This window comes from Limosilactobacillus caviae (genome assembly GCF_014635905.1).
In the GTDB taxonomy this organism is placed as follows: Bacteria; Bacillota; Bacilli; order Lactobacillales; family Lactobacillaceae; genus Limosilactobacillus; species Limosilactobacillus caviae.
On record NZ_BMDS01000015.1, the window covers coordinates 1 to 17,083 of the forward strand.

Genomic DNA, 17,083 nt, shown 5'->3' on the forward strand with positions numbered 1-17,083 from the left:
GATAATAATTCGGGCGTTAGGGAAAAGCCGGTAAATAAAGCTTTGATATTGGGCATTAAGATCGATTATGACCGTTTTAACCTTTGGAGTAGCGGTTTTAAAATAATCAATAATTGACGGCGATAGCTGGTCATGAAGAGTGGCGACTAGCTGATGGTTTTCGCTGTCACAACAGATGAAAGACATTGTGGATTTAACTAAACGAAATTCATCAAAGCACAGGTTTTGCGGTAGCTTAGCCATTCGATAATACGGTTTGACGCGTTCTTTAATCGTACGGCGAACACTGCTTGGTGAGCAGTGACAGACGCGGGCAATTAGTTTACCGTTTAAGCCTTCTTTGACAAATTCCATGATTTGGTTTTTTTATTGACCGGATAAGGTTTGATTATTAGTAGTTAAATTGGTTGTAGCGCCAAAAGTAGTCTGACATTGGCGACAATAGTAACGCTGTTTCCACAATTCAAGTTCATAGTGAATACCATTTAAACTTGGAAGGTGAACATAGGCTTTACGGAAGCCGTTTTTAACAACCGCCGCAAATCCACAGTGTCTGCATTGCTTAATAGGATAAGAAAGCCGAGCTTTAATCAACTTAGTATGTTCTTGATCTGCCGGACTAGAGGCTGGCAAGTCAAGAACATCAGTTATTTGAATATGTTAGTGTAAGATTTTCATAGCTTGAATGAATAATTCATTTGGTCATGGAAATCTTTTTTGTAGATCAATTTTACTTATTTACAAAAAAGAAAAGACCAATAGCCTTTAGTGTGTCTAATACTAAGCAAAGGCAGGTCTTCCCTTATGAATATTTTAACAGAAATCGAGCAGAATTTGGTGAAATCAGCCAGTTTATTTGAAGCTGAACAGATTATTTTAAAAGGTGTGCTGGAGTTAGGACAAGCAATTATTCAAAATTTCTTTAATGATTTTGATAGATATAATTTACCTCTTGAATATCCTTTGGTTGAATAGGATATTCGGTACTATTTGGATACATTAAAGATGAAGGATCAGAAGAATTATGTTGTAAACCAATAGCATGTCCTAATTCATGCATAATTGTATGAACACGATGCCTAAAAGAGTAATTAAAATAAGGGTTTTGTAAGAAGTAATTATTTAATGTTATTTGTGTTTGACCGTGGTAGGTAAGATTACTTCTATCAAAATATGTTTGAGTATAACCATCAAATGAACTATTTGGATTATTATTAGCACTTATTTTTATATTAGCAGACAATGGATTATTTGATAAATAAAAATGGAATGCTCCAGTGCTATTCCAATTATTAATTGCAGTTATTGCAGCTTGTCTAATAATTGGATCATTTGAATTTATATATACGGAAGCATTATTAGTTGGCCAATGGGCTTCCGGTAGATTGTATCCTGGAACAGCTTGATAATTTCTATTATTATTGTTTTGATACTGGTTATTCCAGTTATTGTTTTGATATTGGTTATTCCAGTTATTGTTTTGATACTGGTTATTCCAGTTGTTGTTTTGATATTGGTTATTCCAGTTATTGTTTTGATACTGGTTATTCCAGTTGTTGTTTTGATATTGGTTATTCCAGTTGTTGTTTTGATATTGGTTATTCCAGTTATTGTTTTGATACTGGTTATTCCAGTTATTGTTTTGATACTGGTTATTCCAGTTGTTGTTTTGATATTGGTTATTCCAGTTATTGTTTTGATACTGGTTATTCCAGTTGTTGTTTTGATATTGGTTATTCCAGTTATTATTTTGATATTGGTTATTCCAGTTATTGTTTTGATACCGGTTATTCCAGTTATTATTTTGATATTGGTTATTTCTGCTTATTGTCCATGAATAATTCCACCATGGATTTGTATTGTTAGACAATCGATAATAACATGTTTCAAAATTCGTTTGATTTTTAATTAGGGCACTACTATCTATATTAGTACTCTGAGATTCATTAGAAATTGGACATAAATTATTGCTTATATTAATCTTATTACTATTTGTAGGCAAAGTATCAGCATTAGCTACCATTGAATTAAGGCCACTAATGCCTAAGACAGTAGCTCCAATAGTTAGAGTTGCTTTTAATTTATTCACTATTATTCCTCCTAAATTAAAATATTTTATTATTAAGCAAGACTTCTAATGAGGTCTTGCTTTTTTTTAATAGTAAGCAATGATGAAAAGACAAAACTATTATTCTTACCACAAAAATATGAATCATTTATTAAAGTAAGATCAAGTTTTGTCTTAAGAGTTTCGCTATCAAAGATAACATTATTTCCAATAATAAATTCAGCAATGTATTTAGAATTTTTCATTACTAATAAATTATTAACGCCTTTTAATAATGACGGCCTTATTGGTAGAAAATCTTTAGCATTTTTTATAATCTCATTGTTTGTTCCACTTTTTTGACAAAAGATTAAGTATTTCATTTAAATTAGCCTCCTAATGTAAATATATAAAAAAATCTTAATAATTTAAAATATAAAATTTCCTTTATCTACTGGGATATATATATTATTAAAAAAATAGATATAGACAGAACAGTAATCAGCTGATATAAATAATATAGTAGCAAATAAAATTTAAAAAATACCATTGATTAAGCAATCATTTTAAATTTATAGAATGATACATGCTTAATTAATTCCGATAGATGCTGTGAAAAAGAACATATCAATTTCGCAAATTTGTATATCAGTCTATAAGCTGATTGCAATGCTATTATATAAGAAAAGATATTATAAAAGCAAATTACTATATTGATATATAGATATTTAATTTATGTATAAAGCCTTATTGTCTAGTTATCTAATTGTAAAGAGGGAAGGATTGCTATAATGGAAGAAAAAAATAGTGATATTAAGATTCCTAAGGTCACAAGAACAATACAGTGTGTAAATTCTAATGATAATACAATTATGCGAAGTTTAGTTCAAACAGTATCTTTTTACCCTACAGTTATTTATGATGCGAACGATGGTGAATTAATTAGTGTTAATTATCCAGATTACAAAAATTTTGAAAAAATAAAGTCACCAGAAATTCCTGGCTATACGCCTAATAGAGAAAGTATTCCTACTGAAAAAATAATTTATACATCAAAAAATTTAATTAAAAAAATAAAGTATGCACCTATAAAAAAGAAAACAACTATAAACTTTATTGATAAAGTAACAGATTCAATAATGAGTGCTAATACGTATATCAATAAAGATAATGAGGATATTAAAAAAATAATTTCAAAGTCTATAGCAGCTTATGAAAAAAAAGGATATGAGCTAAATTTCAATAGCTTTGAAAATAGCAGATTACAGCAAGGAGAAGTTTATTCGATAACGTTTAATCATAAAACTACCCAGTTTATGGCTAATAAACATTTTAATTTGGAAACGCCGCTAAATCCTTTTTATGACAAAGGTCCGAGCGTTATTAAGGAATACTTAGATCTTAAACGTAAAACAACATATAAAGTAAAATATTTAGGTGTTGAAGAAAAAAATGCACCTACTGATAATTTACAAATTATTGATTGGGATAGAGTAATTACTGCTGATAATGTAACAGGAGAAATAATCCAGAAGACAAAATGGAGACCTAATAAAAATAAGTATGAAATAGTAACTACGCCGGTTATTAAAAATTACCATGCAGATAAAAAACAAAGTACAGGTAAAAATGTTGTTATGGATAATATAGTTGAAGAAATTAAGTATGTACGGAATGGGAAAATTATCCCAATAACAGAAAATGGAACAAGATTATTGCCAAATAGATCATTTTTTTATCGAACTTCAGAAACTGATCCTACAAAGGTGGAGAAAACACAAGTTTTACCGAATATTCCTGGGTATTTTATAGACCAAAAAACAATAAATATTAAGAATTATAATAAAGATACTAAAGTAATTTATGCGACTAGTAATAAAAATCAAAAATTAGTACCCACAATTTCTTTTAATGAAAATGTCCAAAAAAGTTTAACTAATTTTGTGAAGTTTAAGAATAGTTAGCAGGGAGAAGTGAAATGTTACAATATACTAGCCATACATTAAATAGCATAGACATAAAAACTGATTCAAAGAGTCCGTTAAATCCTTTAGAAGGAGATATTATAGAATGTCTTATTAAGTTTAAAATAAATAATAATACTAAACCTTTCGATTCTTTTTCAATTAAAATTTCAAAAGATTTAATGTGTTCCTATATAGGAGATTTAAACTTTTATGATGAAAAGAAACGAAAAATAGCCAACTTTAGTTATGATTATGATAGACAATGTGCTGTTTATACTTTTACAGATTATGTTGAAAAGCATAAAAATATTAAGGGGGGGTACTTTATTATTTTAAGGTAAATTCACGGATAGTTACTAAAAGTACTAAAAATTTAAAGTGCATGATTAATATTGATAATTATAATTATTCGTTTTTTTATAATGTAAAGTATTCTCAAAATAAAACACATATTTCATCAGGTGTAACCGATTATAACCTTTCAAAAGGAATCATAACTGAAATTTTTTATATTACACCAAAAAATCTAGATTTAAAAAATGTAACATTACTGTTTAATTCAAATAATAATAAAGAATTATTAGTAAACAGAAAATCTACAAGAGTAGAAATATATGATAATACCTTTAATGTTAATCTCCCAGAAAGTTTTGGTGTGAACCATAAATATTTAAAAAATATTTCATGTCAATTTCCGGTAGTGGAAGAAGATATGTTTGTAGATAAACTAAATACTGTTTCTTTTAAAAAAAACCAAATGAAACTTAATTTACCATCAAACAAATCGTCTACATATATTATAAAAATAATTACTAAAGTAGATTCGGTTAAGGAAAAGTTAGTAATAGAGACAGCACTTACTGATAACGTTAATAAAAACAATAAACTATGTGAGTTTATAAAAGCTGTTGCTGTTAAAGATAGTGTTAGGATTTTAAATCAGGTACAAATTCAGACATTTGTCATAAAAAAAATTGGAGCATGTTTAAAGTCAATTTCTAAACCGTGTTTGTTGTATTGCAATATTTAGTTTATTGTGGAGGCATATAATGAAATATACAGAAGAAAATTTTAATGAAAAATGGCAACAATTTCTTATTAAATTTTATAAAGAATTTGATACAGAAGAAAATCAAGAGACAATACAAAACTTTATAAAGCAAAATGAAGTTGATTTAGAAGATATAGGCTTAGCTTATGAGCATTTATATCAACAACAACGAGAAGATAATATAGTAAGAAATGCAATTTTCTATTTCATAAGCGATTTAGATATGGAAAACTTTAATAAAGAATGGGATGACTTTATTAAGAATTTTAATAATAAGTTTGAAAGTGAAGACAATCAAGAAGTAATAAGAAATTTTGCTAAGAAGAATAGCCCTAATAATGAAGATTATTCCTTGGTATATGAGCATCTATATCAACAACAACGAACTGATAAATTATTAAAATTAGCGCTACTACATTTTAACAATCTTGAAATGTAGTTGAAAAGTTTAAGTAATATCCTATAGGTATTATAAAGTCAATAACTATTAACTTAAGAGATACATTAGTAGGTGGGTAGGAGTGAGTTCATGCTAAATAATTATTTACCTATAATAGGATTATCAACTAGAAATTTTTTAAATGGAGATATTCCAACAGGCTATGATGAAAATACTATTCATTATAGAGAAAAGTTAATGGAAATAAAAAATAAGGACTTAAATATAGAAGAGTACAATGTTAAAAATGAAAGAAATCTAGAAAATAAAATACATTCGATGCCTTCTATATATATAAATCCTAAGTACCAAGATGAGCATGGTTTAAATGATAATTTTTTTGGAATAAATCACGGAACTATTATATCTAATTTTAATAATTTAAATAGTAAAAAAGAACAATCTTTATGTAGTCGTTATAATGCAAACTATGTATCTAGTTTATTAGATTTTAAAAAAGTATCTAAGCTAACAGGAACTGGTTTATTAAGTAATACTACTGACTATATTAAATCTATTGAAATAGTATACACATTTCCTATGATGAACTGTAAAGTTAATGATGATTCAATTCATGTTGTTGTTGATGAATCTAGAATAAGAGATATTGATGGATTAAGTTTTGCTGATGAAAATGGAGATCGTATTTCACGGTTTAATATTAATTATAGTTATATGGGAGAGACTCATAAATTCTATAATTTAAATTCATTACTTAAGATAAAAAACTTTAAATGGGAAAATGTTACGTCAATAATTGCATTTGGTTCGTTAATGCCACATAGTAGCTACCATATTAATATTCCATTCAAAATCATCAATTTTAATGATGCATTATTAAATAATAATAAAAAGGCAACATTTTCTTTTAATGAATTTGCTTTGTATGATTTAACAGGGAAAGATGTTTTAATGGAACTCGCATCAAATAAAAAACTAATAAATGCGGGATTAAATAAAGATGCAATCTATGATTTAGTTTCAGATAGACATACATCATCGAATTTAAAAATTAGAGTAAGTACTCCTGTTTTATCGCTTGACGATTATAAAAATCAAAAAATTGTTCCAGTTGTTCAAGATGGAACTTGTAAATACAGAGTTTTATTTGATAAAGACATTCAAGAACAAATGCCTAAAATCTCAGATATTGATAATATCATTACTAATTTTCCAGACGAAAATGGAGCAATAGCAACTAATACTGAAAATGTTAATGTTTTATGGATGGGAGGATATTTTATATATTCACTTAATAATATTCAAAATATTATTAAAGATATAGGATTATCAGTCGATATAGATAAAAATGGAGAGAAACCAGCACCTTACTATTCTTATTCTACTGTAAATGGAGAAACAAAACTATATGATTTTGTCCATAATAAATACCAAGTCACTCCTCACTTTATCCCGATTGTAAAAGTTCATCGAATCCTTTATGCAGATACATTAGTAATGAAAAACGGATATAATATTTCAAATTTAAATTTTGATAACTTTGTTAAGGTTTTTGACTTAAATGAAGATAACTCTGAGCAGCAAACAGATTGCAATCGGGTCTTTGCAAAAAAGATTTCAGATAAAAGGGCAAGAATATATTATTATTTAAATGACGTTTTGAATAATAATATGTTAATTTCAAAAGAAGTTAATTTGAAAATTTTATCTAATAAGCAGGAAATAAAAATTTTTTATGTGGATTTAGATTTAAATAATACAAAAGATATTGATAGAGAGAATTTTTTGTTTGAACGTACACAGACCCTAATTGGTAATGATGGGGAATTATATAATAATAAGCTTTGGGATTTCAGTAATTTTCATTATAGGCTTGAAAGAAATGATGATGGAGCTATCAATGGAGTTTTTAATGGGGAAATACCTATTAAAAACTATTATGTATATTTAAGGCATGAAAAACAAACGTTAGTAGAAAATAAAAATATCATTAGGACAATAAATTTGATTTTACCAAACGGTTCAATGCAAATTATAGAACAAGTAGCCCCACTAAAAAGAATGGGAGAGAAAGATCTTGTAACCCAAAAAATTTTTTGGGAGAATTGGAATACGTTAGTTTTTCCACCGGTAAACTTTAGACCTATTAAAGGATATACGATTTATAATATTAAAAGTGAAACGGTTAATGTTAAATCTAATAACCAAGCTATTAATGTTAGTTATGTGCCTAAAAAAAATACTATTTTTATAAAATATATAGATCAGGATGAAAATGTTATTAGATCCTATAAAATTATTGGCTATACAGGCGAGCCTTTAAATTATTCAGTAGATTTAGAATTAAAAGAATTAAAAAAAGAAGGATATTCATTAGTAAAGAATAATGTGCCTCAGAATTATGTTTTTGGTAAAACAAATAATCAAAATGATGAGTATATTGTTTCTATTTCCAATAAAATAAAAAAGCAACCAATATTTATTTATTATGTTGATGTGCCTACTTCTTATGAGGGACAACTTAATCCAAAAGTAGGGAAAATTAATTATTCATTTACCCAGAAACTAGAGGTAAATAATGATGAAGGTTATAAGAATACGCTTTTTGATGTGGGATCAAAACAATTTGAAATAATTCAAGCCGATTCGGGTGCAGTAAAAGGAAAATATGACGCAAATCAAAAGAAACAAGAATTTTTTGTCTATATGCAACATAGAGAAAAAACAGTTATGGAGACAAAAAAATTTATACGAAAAATTAATATAATGTTTCCTAGTAATGTGATTGAAAATGTTTCTCAAGAAGCTATTATCCAAAGAAACGGTAAATTAGATCTTGTTACAAATAAATATCTTTGGAGCACCTGGTCGGATTCTGAATTTCCAATGTTTATACCAGAGCCTTTAAAAGGATATAAAATAGAAAGCATTCCTGCTGTTAAAGTCAATAGTAATTCGAGTGACTTATCTATAAACATTTCATATATACCTCAACCGTCTGAAATTTTATTACAATTTATAGATGTTGATAATAATGAAGTAATATTAGAGAAAGAAATTTATGGTGTAACCGGTGAAAAAATAACTGAAAATACAATAATAGGTATTATAAAGTCTTTAAAGAATAAGGGATATAGTTTAGAGAAAGATTTTAATGAACTGAAATTTTTAGATAAATATTCAGAATATACAATCTTTATGACTAGAAAAGAGAAAAATCAGTTTATTGATAAAGTGCAGAACAGTGATACTAAGAATAAAGACACAAAAATTAATAATGAAACAAATAATATACAACAGAACGCTGTTACTATTGTATTCCCAGAGAAACCTCAAAAAAAATCTAAGCAAAATAATAAACAAAATAAATTGGATAATTCTAACAATAATGAGAAAAAATCTAATACTAAGATAAAAGATAAGCTCAAAAAGATTCTGTTAGATTAATGAAAGGAAATTCTAGATGAAAAGGAAAAATTTAATTAATGAAAATAAAACTATTGTATTTGAAATTACATATAAAAATCCTATCTTACTTTTAATGAAAAAAAGTAAAAAAATAAAAGATAGATTTTTTATAAAAGAAGAAAACTCAAGAAAATTTCAAACTAAAAATTTTGAAATTAAATGTTTTAGAAAAAAATAAAGGATATATTGACGTACAACGTACAATACCTCTTAGGGTTGACACTTATAAATAATAAAAGTGTGAATTCTAGGAGGTGTTTTGCGTTTCCAGTTATTTAAGTTAAGCTATGTAAGTCGTATATTTCAATATATCTAGTATTAGTTATCCTGAATCTCCTATACTGAGATTATCATCAGTAAGGGGATTTTTTATTTATGGAAGAACAAAATGGAATTATTGATTACGATAATTAAGATTTCAGTATTAACTGATTAATATGTAAATAACTTTTCAAATTTTATTTTTACATACTATTAAATTTTGTTGGGAAGATTTTAAATACAAAAATTAGATTTTATAATGAGTTTACATTTATACTTGAACAGTAATCTATGATGATTATAGAGTATTCTGGTTGTTTACTTGGTAACTATTCAGTTTAACTCCTAATCTTATAAATATTTTTAGCATTCAAAAAATTACTTAAATTAAAGAAAGCTGGGAGGAATAAATTTGCAAAATATTTTTTTAAAATTAACTATAACCCAAAGACTTATTTTTTTTATTCAAGACACACATACTTTAATTCAGAAAATTATTGATAATATTTTTGGGGGAAATTATGAAATACAAAGATTCTTTTATAAGATAATCTTTACTATTAAGCAGGAAGCACATTACTATTTTTGTCAGAGTAACTTATTAAGTTTAAGTAATTTTTTTAACAAACATATAACATATAACCTTTTAAATACTATTTATATACGTGATGCATATAAATATTCCAAATATAATAATTTGTTAATAATTGATAATAATGAAAGAATAAATAATTCTTTAAAAAGAAATACTTTAGCTACTGAGTATACTTATAAGGGAAAATTACTAATAAAAGAAGATTTTTTCTATCAGCAAATAAAAAAATTATCTAATGGGGTAAAATATTTCTGGGCTTTTAAAAATAAAGTTAAATTAGACACTTACTTAATTAGAACTCATTATGAAATTATTAGAATTAACTATTCCGATAGAATAGAAGATGCTTTAAATTCTCAATTATTAGTTATTAATTATAGTGATGCTAAAAATTATACTGCAATTGGGAGAACAATAAAAGCAAATGAGGGCAATGTCCCAGAAGCGAGTTTGGGAATCTTAAATAAAGATAGTTTACCAAAGAATACTAGTTTTTCATGGCTTTCTGTTACTAAAGTTGCTGAGGATGTTAAAATTCCAGGTAGACATACAGAACAAATTATTATACGTTTTCCTGATTCTTCTGAACAAGTAGTCAAAGTACCTTTATATATCCCTACTCCAACTGCTATAAATGCGATAACTAGTGTGGGTATAATACCACCTCCTCATCATATTATAAAAAATCATAGTAATATGCCTAAAGGTACTATGTACATTTGGAAAAAAAAACCTGATATTAAAAAAATTGGAAACTCAGAAGGAATCATAGAATTAATTTATCCAGATCAAACACTTTTTGATATTTCTGTTACTGTGCTAGTAAAAGAAAAAGCCAATGTTAACCATGAAAAAAAACAGATAGAAATTAATAGTAGGGAATTAACTAAAATTCTACAAAAGACATCTAAAATAAAAAATTTTTTCAATAAAGTTTCTAAATTATATGCTAAAAAATGAAAAACGATATTCACTAATTTACTATATTATTATTTTGAGTTCAATAATTCTTCTAGAGACTATACCTCTTGAATTAGGGATTGCAAAAGTAAGTGACCTTTCTATGGTACCAAATTTATCAAAGAATCAAAATGTTTTATATTTGAAACATGCTAGAATTAATCATGGTAGCGTAGTTGTTATTAATACAAATACGTCCCAATTTTATTTGCATCATACACCCGTAAACAGACCATTAATTTGTAGGGTGATTGGACTTCCTGGAGATAAAATCGATTCTAGAAAGGCTTCTTTATATGTTAATGATAGAAAAATAAACCAAGATTATATTAATCAATCACAAACTAATGAGGGTATAGGTAATTGGAATCTTGAGAATATATCTATAGAGAATAGTTGGTTAATTGATGGTAGCATACATGTACCACCACATATGTATTTTGTTTTAGGCGATAATAGATCCATAGCTAAAGATAGTCGAGTGTATGGCTTTATTTCAAGAGGTAGTATTGATGGCGTAGTTAAAGTTCCCATATGGTCAAATAAATCAACGAGAAAAGTAATAAATAAACAGTGGGAAGATTTTTATTACTTGCCATAAATTATTAATATATGACTTTAGTTTGAATACTTATACTAACAAGTTGTTCTATATAAAGTTAATGGCTTTCTGCAGCAACTTATCTACAATTTAAGGAAGTAATTAAATGAAAAAGAAGCAAAAAACTTGGCCATATGTTGTTACGATGATAATAACCTTTACTTATATAATTTTTAGTTATGCGCAGATAAAGAATAATACTTACTTACCTATAGGAAATACTAAGATTCATCTAAGTAAATCATCTGGGACTAAAAAACATGATAATACTTCAAAAAGCTCATCAAAAAATTCAATTAAGAATAGTAATTCAATGAGTAGTTCTCAAAATATAAATCCAAAAGGTCATGAGAATAATACAATAAATAATCATTATCCAACAAAAAGTAATAATTCAGAAAAAGATTATTATTTGAACAATAGAGGAAATAATGTTCAAACTAGTAATACCATTACTAAGAAGATTATTGATAGTGATACTAGAATTACTAGTAGTTCTAGTCAAAAAACTAATCAAGAAAGTTCTCAGAATATTCAAAGCTCAATAACTACTAGTAGCAGTTCTAGTAGAGAACCTACCAACGCTGAAAGTATTAGTAAAGCTAGTGATGAATCAATAAGTAACTAAAACGGTTTATTAAGTTATATTAATTTATAAATTTAAAGGAGTATATTATGAAAAATATTAATATAGTATATACTGGTTTAAGTAAAGAACAAAAATCTTACTTTCTTTCTGGTATACTTAACGAATCATTACATAATTTATCTTATCAGGTTTTTCAAGTTAATAAAGAACTTAACCTTACAATTAATGATACAGAATTAAAAAAAGCTTTATTAACTTGGATACTATCTAGACTAAAACGTGATGAAGATTTTCTAGAACAGGCCTTATTTACTCCTTTTAGTAGATTAAATGATATTATTAATGATAGAGCCTCTTTTTTTGTAATAGATTTATCTACTTGGGACTTTTGGGAGATTAATAAGAATTTAAATGGAAATATAGGAATTCTTTCAAAAAAAGAAAAAAAGTATATTTTAAAACATTATAAACAAGAACTTTTTAATATGTTGGATAAGTTTGATTATAAATCTATTGCTGTAAATAACTTATTAACAATTATTTATCCAATAATAACAAATTATATAATAATATGCATAAAAAAATTAAATAATTAAAAGAGCAGGATTATGGTAATTTACCGCGCTCTACAATATCTGGTGTTGATATAGAAATATTACTTTCTATATCAACACCAGATTTTTAATTTTTTAAAATAAAAAAGGTCCGGGTTGCACAAATTTATAACCCCGCAAGCTTGTCCCAACTATGGGGTTGTTAATCATGAACAAGTCTTAAAATAAGACTTTTATCAAGTAAGCATAAATATATACAATCTAGAGCATAGCAATTGATATTAGTAGTTAATACTTAGCGATTTCAGTGTCTTGACTATAACATTTTACTTCCTCCTCTACAGCTATTGCTATTTTATGACTCTTAAGGCCAGGATTTGTTTAATTGTTGGGCAAAAAATTCAAAATAACTAAAAAGAACCGTCACGGATGACGATTCTAACTAGACCAATTTAGTCGGCGAGATTTAAATTTGTGTACCAACTAGAGATCGGTAAATTATTGTAATTTCGCACTTTTAAATTTTTAGATAATATATAAATCAGAACAACGAAATTTATCTTACTGTTATATTATTATTATTATTTGGATATTGTTCTATTGGTTTATTAATCCGCTCAGATGTTGAGTTTGAAGTAGATGAAGAGTTTGAAGTAGATGAAGAGGTATATGAAGATGGAAAGCTGTTTTGATTATCTTTTATAGAATGTTCATTTATATTTTCTTTAGGTCTGAAAGAAGGTGAAGAAGAAAACATATTTGAATTATTAGAATATGGTTTTAAATTATAGTTATTTTCAGTAGAATTTGCCCATTTAGAGCCATAAATGGCTAATTGACGCTTATTATTAACTTTAATAGCCTGAACGTTATTTGGCACGACCCAGTCTTGAGCATGATTTTGATAGTCTAGATACTTCATAATAGCTCTATATAATAGTTGAGAAGATTTCGTATATCGTTCAGAGATACTACTACCAGGTTGAAATGGGTGATCATATCCAGTCCAAACTGCAATTGAATAATTTTTTGTATATCCAACCATCCAAGAGTCCATTACACCAGATTTCTTAGAATCTTTAGGATAATTAGTTGTTCCAGTTTTACCAGCTTGATTTACACCACTAATTTGTGCAACAGTTCCACTACCCTCTGGATCAGAAAATACACCTTTTAACATATCGGTAATCATATATGCAGTAGATTCTTTCATTGCTCTTTTTCCATTTGGACTAAATCTTTTGGTTTTACCATCTTGAGTAGTAATTGAATTAATATAATACGGTTTGTAGTATATACCGCCATTTGCAAAGGCAGCATAAGCAGCTGCAACTTGTAGGGGCGAAATATATAGTGCAATACCATTTTGAAGTGTATAGGGTTCCTTCTGTGAAATTCCTAGCTTTTTAAGGAAAATAGTGGATTTCTTAAGACCGACTTCTTGCAAAGAACGAATAGCAGGAACGTTTCTTGACTGAATTAATGCATCACGCATTGTCATGGCACCTTTATACTTCTTATCGAAATCGTAAAGAACAGTATGTGTTCCAGGAAAAGTAAAATAATTATCCTGAACAGTTTTAAAAGTTGGCCAGTCAAGATACTCAATGGCAGGACCATAATCCATTATAGGCTTAGCTGTAGAACCAGAACTACGATTAGTTTGGACTGCACGATTTAGACCATACATGATATTTCCCGTATGACGTCCTCCAAGCATAGCAATGATTTTGCCATTATGAGGGTTGATAACGGCTATCCCAGTTTGCATTTTATTATTTTGGAATGGGACAAGTTTATTTGCTGCTGTGTAAAGATATAGTTGAGCGTTTAGATCGAGGTTTGTATGAACCTTAAGACCATCTTTATACGGATTATAGCCTTGTGCTTGTAATTCATCTAAAATTTCTTTAATGTATGAGTCAATAAATTTTTCCTTAACATTTGGATCACTACTTGAAACATTTCCGTGATTGGGATCGAGACCAGAAGTAATACTTTCATGACTAGCTTGTTTAGCTTCTCCTTGAGTTATATATTTATTGCGAACCATTGCGTTTAATACTTCATTTCGTCTATTTGTAGCATATTTCAGATTTCCTGTTGCCGGATTATAATATGTCGGTGATTGGGGCATTCCAGCGAGAAGAGCAAGTTCCGAAAGATTTAACTCCATGAGGTCTTTTCCATAGTAATATTGCGCGGCAGTTTGCATTCCGTAAATTCCATTTCCCATATAAGCTTTATTAATATAAAAATCGAGAATTTGTGATTTAGTAAAATGACGTTCTACATTAATAGCAAGCCATGCTTCCTGTGCCTTCCTTTTAAAGGTCCTATCCGAATCCGCGGTAGAAAAAACAGATAATTTAACAAGTTGTTGGGTAAGGGTACTTCCTCCTTGCATGCCTGAAGAATGACCAAAAATATTAGAAACAGCTGCTCCAAATATCCGAACTAAGTCTATACCGTGATGCTTATAAAATCTGCGATCTTCTATTGAAACAATAGCATTTTTTAAAGTACTAGGAATTTGGTTATTTTTAGCATATTCTATTTTTTGAATACCTAGTCTTGAGATTACTCGATCCTGATTGTCATAAATAGTAGTAATGTTTTGTCTTGATAAATCATCTTCACTAATTTTAGGGGCACTAGAAACATAGTAAAAAAACAATATTGTAAGTGTAAAAATTAGTATGATAATTATTCCTGATAAATAGATAAAGAACTTTTTAATTAAATTATGAATGTGGAAAGTTTTTTGATTATTATTTGACATAAAATGCTCCTTTTTAGGATTAGCCTATAAAATATAGTGGGTTGCAAGAAATAACTTTCGATCGATAAATGTCAGTTGAGATATTTAGGAGGTCGAAAAGTCATGTGCTAGTTGATTTGGACCAGTTTCTCAATATTCTAGCATTTCGGAATAACCAGTCGTAGAAGGCGATTCCGATTCTCATTATTTCTACGTTTATATGGCGAATAAACATAGAAAAATAATCCTGAGTACTAGTTAATCACTCAATTAACTAATAGTTTGCACTCTTTGTCATGGCCTATGGTGATTATTTTTAACTTACTATGGAGTTGATAGTCGAATTCTGACGGACTTTAATTAAAGACCTTAATGTTTTTTCTGACCATGTAAATATTCAACTTAAATTTTAATTATTAATAAATATATAAATAAAATTAAAAAATTTTCATATTCTAAATATTATCTATCTAGACGTATGAAAATTTATTGCTATTATTAAAAATTGTATTAAAATCCGAGATGTCAAATTAAATTAGAAAAAGTTAAAAGTTATTCCTTTGCGATATGATCTAAGAATGCTTTAGCCGGTATATGGTAGTGATTTTTGTGGAATCCTATTTTAATATAAACTGAGTAATTATTTATCTGAGAAATTACGTAATTCTAAATATTTACTGAGACCCTCATGGCGTAAAATACTATTATTATTTTTATTTAGGTTCCATTAAGGTACCTAGGTTTGACATTCCACAGGTGCATTATCGTATTTTGAGTACTCCTTAATCATGATATCGCTGGTAAATACGATAACCAGGTTAATTAATTTTACAATGTCGTTTGCTTTCAATTGTTCAAATATTTTATAACGTTATTGAGAATTAATAAACTTGGCAGATGGGGAGGGGATATGAGTCTTTAATGTCCCAAAATTGGCTATAGGAGTCAATTTACGTATGAAAAGATGTTTATAGGCTACTTTTCGTCCTTTTATTTTTATTTGCGGTTATCCAAAAGTCTATCACAAATGTTTCTATTCTCTAATTTAATTTTACAAATGATATTAAGTTAAAATTACTTAAAAAGTAAATCTATACGACAAGATATATGATTTTTATAAAAAGATACCTAGCTTCCAAACTAGGTATCAAGTTGAAACGGAATAAGGCATTAATTGATTTACCTTTAGAATAACAAGACAGTACTAAAATACTGAGCATTAAGTAAGAAATTGTAATGAGGAAATTATCACCTTCCTTTATTAGAATTGTACTGTCTTGAAAGACTAATATTGGAATCGAACCAATTATATATTAATTTAGAAATATATATTTTCACCAGAAAAATATTAGCCTACCATAACTAATTAGTTATGGTGTATTGTATGGAAATAATTATTAAAATGGCATGTATGGAGTGAATCGCTAAATAATGAGTAAAAAAACTATGCTTTAAATAGTTTATTTCCATATAAAGATAAAGATACACTTAATAGAGAGATTCGTCTCTAAAATAGAATATTAAATTATATTCTATATAGATATCATAAAATAGTTTTTATTAATTTTCCTGAAATGATATTTAAAATTTTACTTGTTTCTGAATATAAAGTTAAATGGAGAACGTTTTTTACTTAAATATACGGGTATCTGTTAACTGGTATTGATGGATATCAGCGCCTCCTACGAGAATGTGGGAGGTGTTTTTTTACGCAAATAAACAATCAATTCTTAAAAAGAAAAATTGATTGTTTATTTGCGTAAAACCATAACAGGAACGCTTAAGGGTCTTAATTCGACGATTGATCCCTTCCAAGGGACCGTTGGAGA

At 27.6% G+C, this 17,083-nt stretch carries 14 protein-coding genes and 1 pseudogene; 10 read left to right on the forward strand and 5 right to left on the reverse strand.

The annotated features are described in order from the left end of the window. The 3 genes and pseudogenes from IEU90_RS10860 to IEU90_RS10870 form a co-directional block, all read right to left on the reverse strand. Positions 1 to 657: pseudogene (locus tag IEU90_RS10860) on the reverse strand (transposase); the annotation flags it as partial. Between the two features lie 265 nt (positions 658 to 922). Beyond that, on the reverse strand, positions 923 to 2,023 hold the full coding sequence (locus tag IEU90_RS10865; RefSeq protein ID WP_371868256.1) for a matrixin family metalloprotease: 1,101 nt from the start codon (positions 2,021 to 2,023) through the stop codon (positions 923 to 925). A gap of 98 nt (positions 2,024 to 2,121) precedes the next feature. Continuing rightward, positions 2,122 to 2,430 carry a hypothetical protein gene (locus tag IEU90_RS10870; RefSeq protein ID WP_153710984.1) on the reverse strand — a complete coding sequence of 103 codons (309 nt, stop codon included), beginning with the start codon at positions 2,428 to 2,430 and terminating at the stop codon, positions 2,122 to 2,124. Positions 2,431 to 2,838: 408 nt separating this feature from the next. On the opposite strand from IEU90_RS10870, the gene IEU90_RS10875 reads away from it, so the two are divergent. The 10 genes from IEU90_RS10875 to IEU90_RS10920 all read left to right on the forward strand — a co-directional run bounded on the left by IEU90_RS10875 (position 2,839) and on the right by IEU90_RS10920 (position 12,535). Next, positions 2,839 to 4,011 (forward strand): mucin-binding protein, encoded by a 1,173-nt coding sequence (locus IEU90_RS10875; RefSeq protein WP_153710983.1) that lies wholly within the window; start codon positions 2,839 to 2,841, stop codon positions 4,009 to 4,011. A gap of 14 nt (positions 4,012 to 4,025) precedes the next feature. Next, positions 4,026 to 4,355 (forward strand): Ig-like domain-containing protein, encoded by a 330-nt coding sequence (locus tag IEU90_RS10880; RefSeq protein WP_188358136.1) that lies wholly within the window; start codon positions 4,026 to 4,028, stop codon positions 4,353 to 4,355. A gap of 41 nt (positions 4,356 to 4,396) precedes the next feature. Continuing rightward, positions 4,397 to 5,044 (forward strand): fibrinogen-binding adhesin SdrG C-terminal domain-containing protein, encoded by a 648-nt coding sequence (locus tag IEU90_RS10885; protein WP_188358137.1) that lies wholly within the window; start codon positions 4,397 to 4,399, stop codon positions 5,042 to 5,044. Between the two features lie 19 nt (positions 5,045 to 5,063). Continuing rightward, positions 5,064 to 5,504 (forward strand): hypothetical protein, encoded by a 441-nt coding sequence (locus tag IEU90_RS10890; protein ID WP_153710981.1) that lies wholly within the window; start codon positions 5,064 to 5,066, stop codon positions 5,502 to 5,504. 90 nt (positions 5,505 to 5,594) lie between these two features. Further along, positions 5,595 to 8,912 carry a mucin-binding protein gene (locus IEU90_RS10895; RefSeq protein WP_153710980.1) on the forward strand — a complete coding sequence of 1,106 codons (3,318 nt, stop codon included), beginning with the start codon at positions 5,595 to 5,597 and terminating at the stop codon, positions 8,910 to 8,912. A 16-nt stretch (positions 8,913 to 8,928) separates the two neighbouring features. After that, entirely contained in the window at positions 8,929 to 9,111 is a 183-nt protein-coding gene (locus tag IEU90_RS10900; protein ID WP_153710979.1) for a hypothetical protein, read from the forward strand. 495 nt (positions 9,112 to 9,606) lie between these two features. Further along, the gene (locus tag IEU90_RS10905; RefSeq protein WP_153710978.1) at positions 9,607 to 10,749 is read left to right on the forward strand and encodes a Rib/alpha-like domain-containing protein; all 1,143 of its coding nucleotides are present in this window, start codon (positions 9,607 to 9,609) and stop codon (positions 10,747 to 10,749) included. After that, positions 10,736 to 11,350, forward strand: coding sequence for a signal peptidase I (gene lepB / locus IEU90_RS10910; protein ID WP_188358138.1), 615 nt, complete (start codon positions 10,736 to 10,738; stop codon positions 11,348 to 11,350). Before IEU90_RS10905 ends, lepB begins: the two co-directional genes overlap by 14 nt. Before the next feature lie 106 nt (positions 11,351 to 11,456). Beyond that, positions 11,457 to 11,978 (forward strand): hypothetical protein, encoded by a 522-nt coding sequence (locus IEU90_RS10915; protein WP_153710976.1) that lies wholly within the window; start codon positions 11,457 to 11,459, stop codon positions 11,976 to 11,978. Between the two features lie 47 nt (positions 11,979 to 12,025). Then, positions 12,026 to 12,535: a hypothetical protein gene (locus tag IEU90_RS10920; protein ID WP_153710975.1), complete on the forward strand. Its 510-nt coding sequence runs from the start codon at positions 12,026 to 12,028 to the stop codon at positions 12,533 to 12,535. A 514-nt stretch (positions 12,536 to 13,049) separates the two neighbouring features. On the opposite strand, the gene IEU90_RS10925 is transcribed toward IEU90_RS10920, so the two are convergent. Both IEU90_RS10925 and IEU90_RS10930 read right to left on the reverse strand, forming a co-directional pair. Next, entirely contained in the window at positions 13,050 to 15,275 is a 2,226-nt protein-coding gene (locus IEU90_RS10925; protein WP_188358139.1) for a transglycosylase domain-containing protein, read from the reverse strand. Positions 15,276 to 16,961: 1,686 nt separating this feature from the next. After that, the coding region (locus tag IEU90_RS10930; protein WP_188358140.1) for a transposase at positions 16,962 to 17,083 on the reverse strand (122 nt) is incomplete at its 5' end.

Coding starts and splice junctions, on each gene's coding strand:
- IEU90_RS10865 (WP_371868256.1), bottom strand. CDS start 2,023: ATGGTAGCTAATGCTGATACTTTGCCTACAAATAGTAATAAGATTAAT.
- IEU90_RS10870 (WP_153710984.1), bottom strand. CDS start 2,430: ATGAAATACTTAATCTTTTGTCAAAAAAGTGGAACAAACAATGAGATT.
- IEU90_RS10875 (WP_153710983.1), top strand. CDS start 2,839: ATGGAAGAAAAAAATAGTGATATTAAGATTCCTAAGGTCACAAGAACA.
- IEU90_RS10880 (WP_188358136.1), top strand. CDS start 4,026: ATGTTACAATATACTAGCCATACATTAAATAGCATAGACATAAAAACT.
- IEU90_RS10885 (WP_188358137.1), top strand. CDS start 4,397: ATGATTAATATTGATAATTATAATTATTCGTTTTTTTATAATGTAAAG.
- IEU90_RS10890 (WP_153710981.1), top strand. CDS start 5,064: ATGAAATATACAGAAGAAAATTTTAATGAAAAATGGCAACAATTTCTT.
- IEU90_RS10895 (WP_153710980.1), top strand. CDS start 5,595: ATGCTAAATAATTATTTACCTATAATAGGATTATCAACTAGAAATTTT.
- IEU90_RS10900 (WP_153710979.1), top strand. CDS start 8,929: ATGAAAAGGAAAAATTTAATTAATGAAAATAAAACTATTGTATTTGAA.
- lepB (WP_188358138.1), top strand. CDS start 10,736: ATGCTAAAAAATGAAAAACGATATTCACTAATTTACTATATTATTATT.
- IEU90_RS10915 (WP_153710976.1), top strand. CDS start 11,457: ATGAAAAAGAAGCAAAAAACTTGGCCATATGTTGTTACGATGATAATA.
- IEU90_RS10920 (WP_153710975.1), top strand. CDS start 12,026: ATGAAAAATATTAATATAGTATATACTGGTTTAAGTAAAGAACAAAAA.
- IEU90_RS10925 (WP_188358139.1), bottom strand. CDS start 15,275: ATGTCAAATAATAATCAAAAAACTTTCCACATTCATAATTTAATTAAA.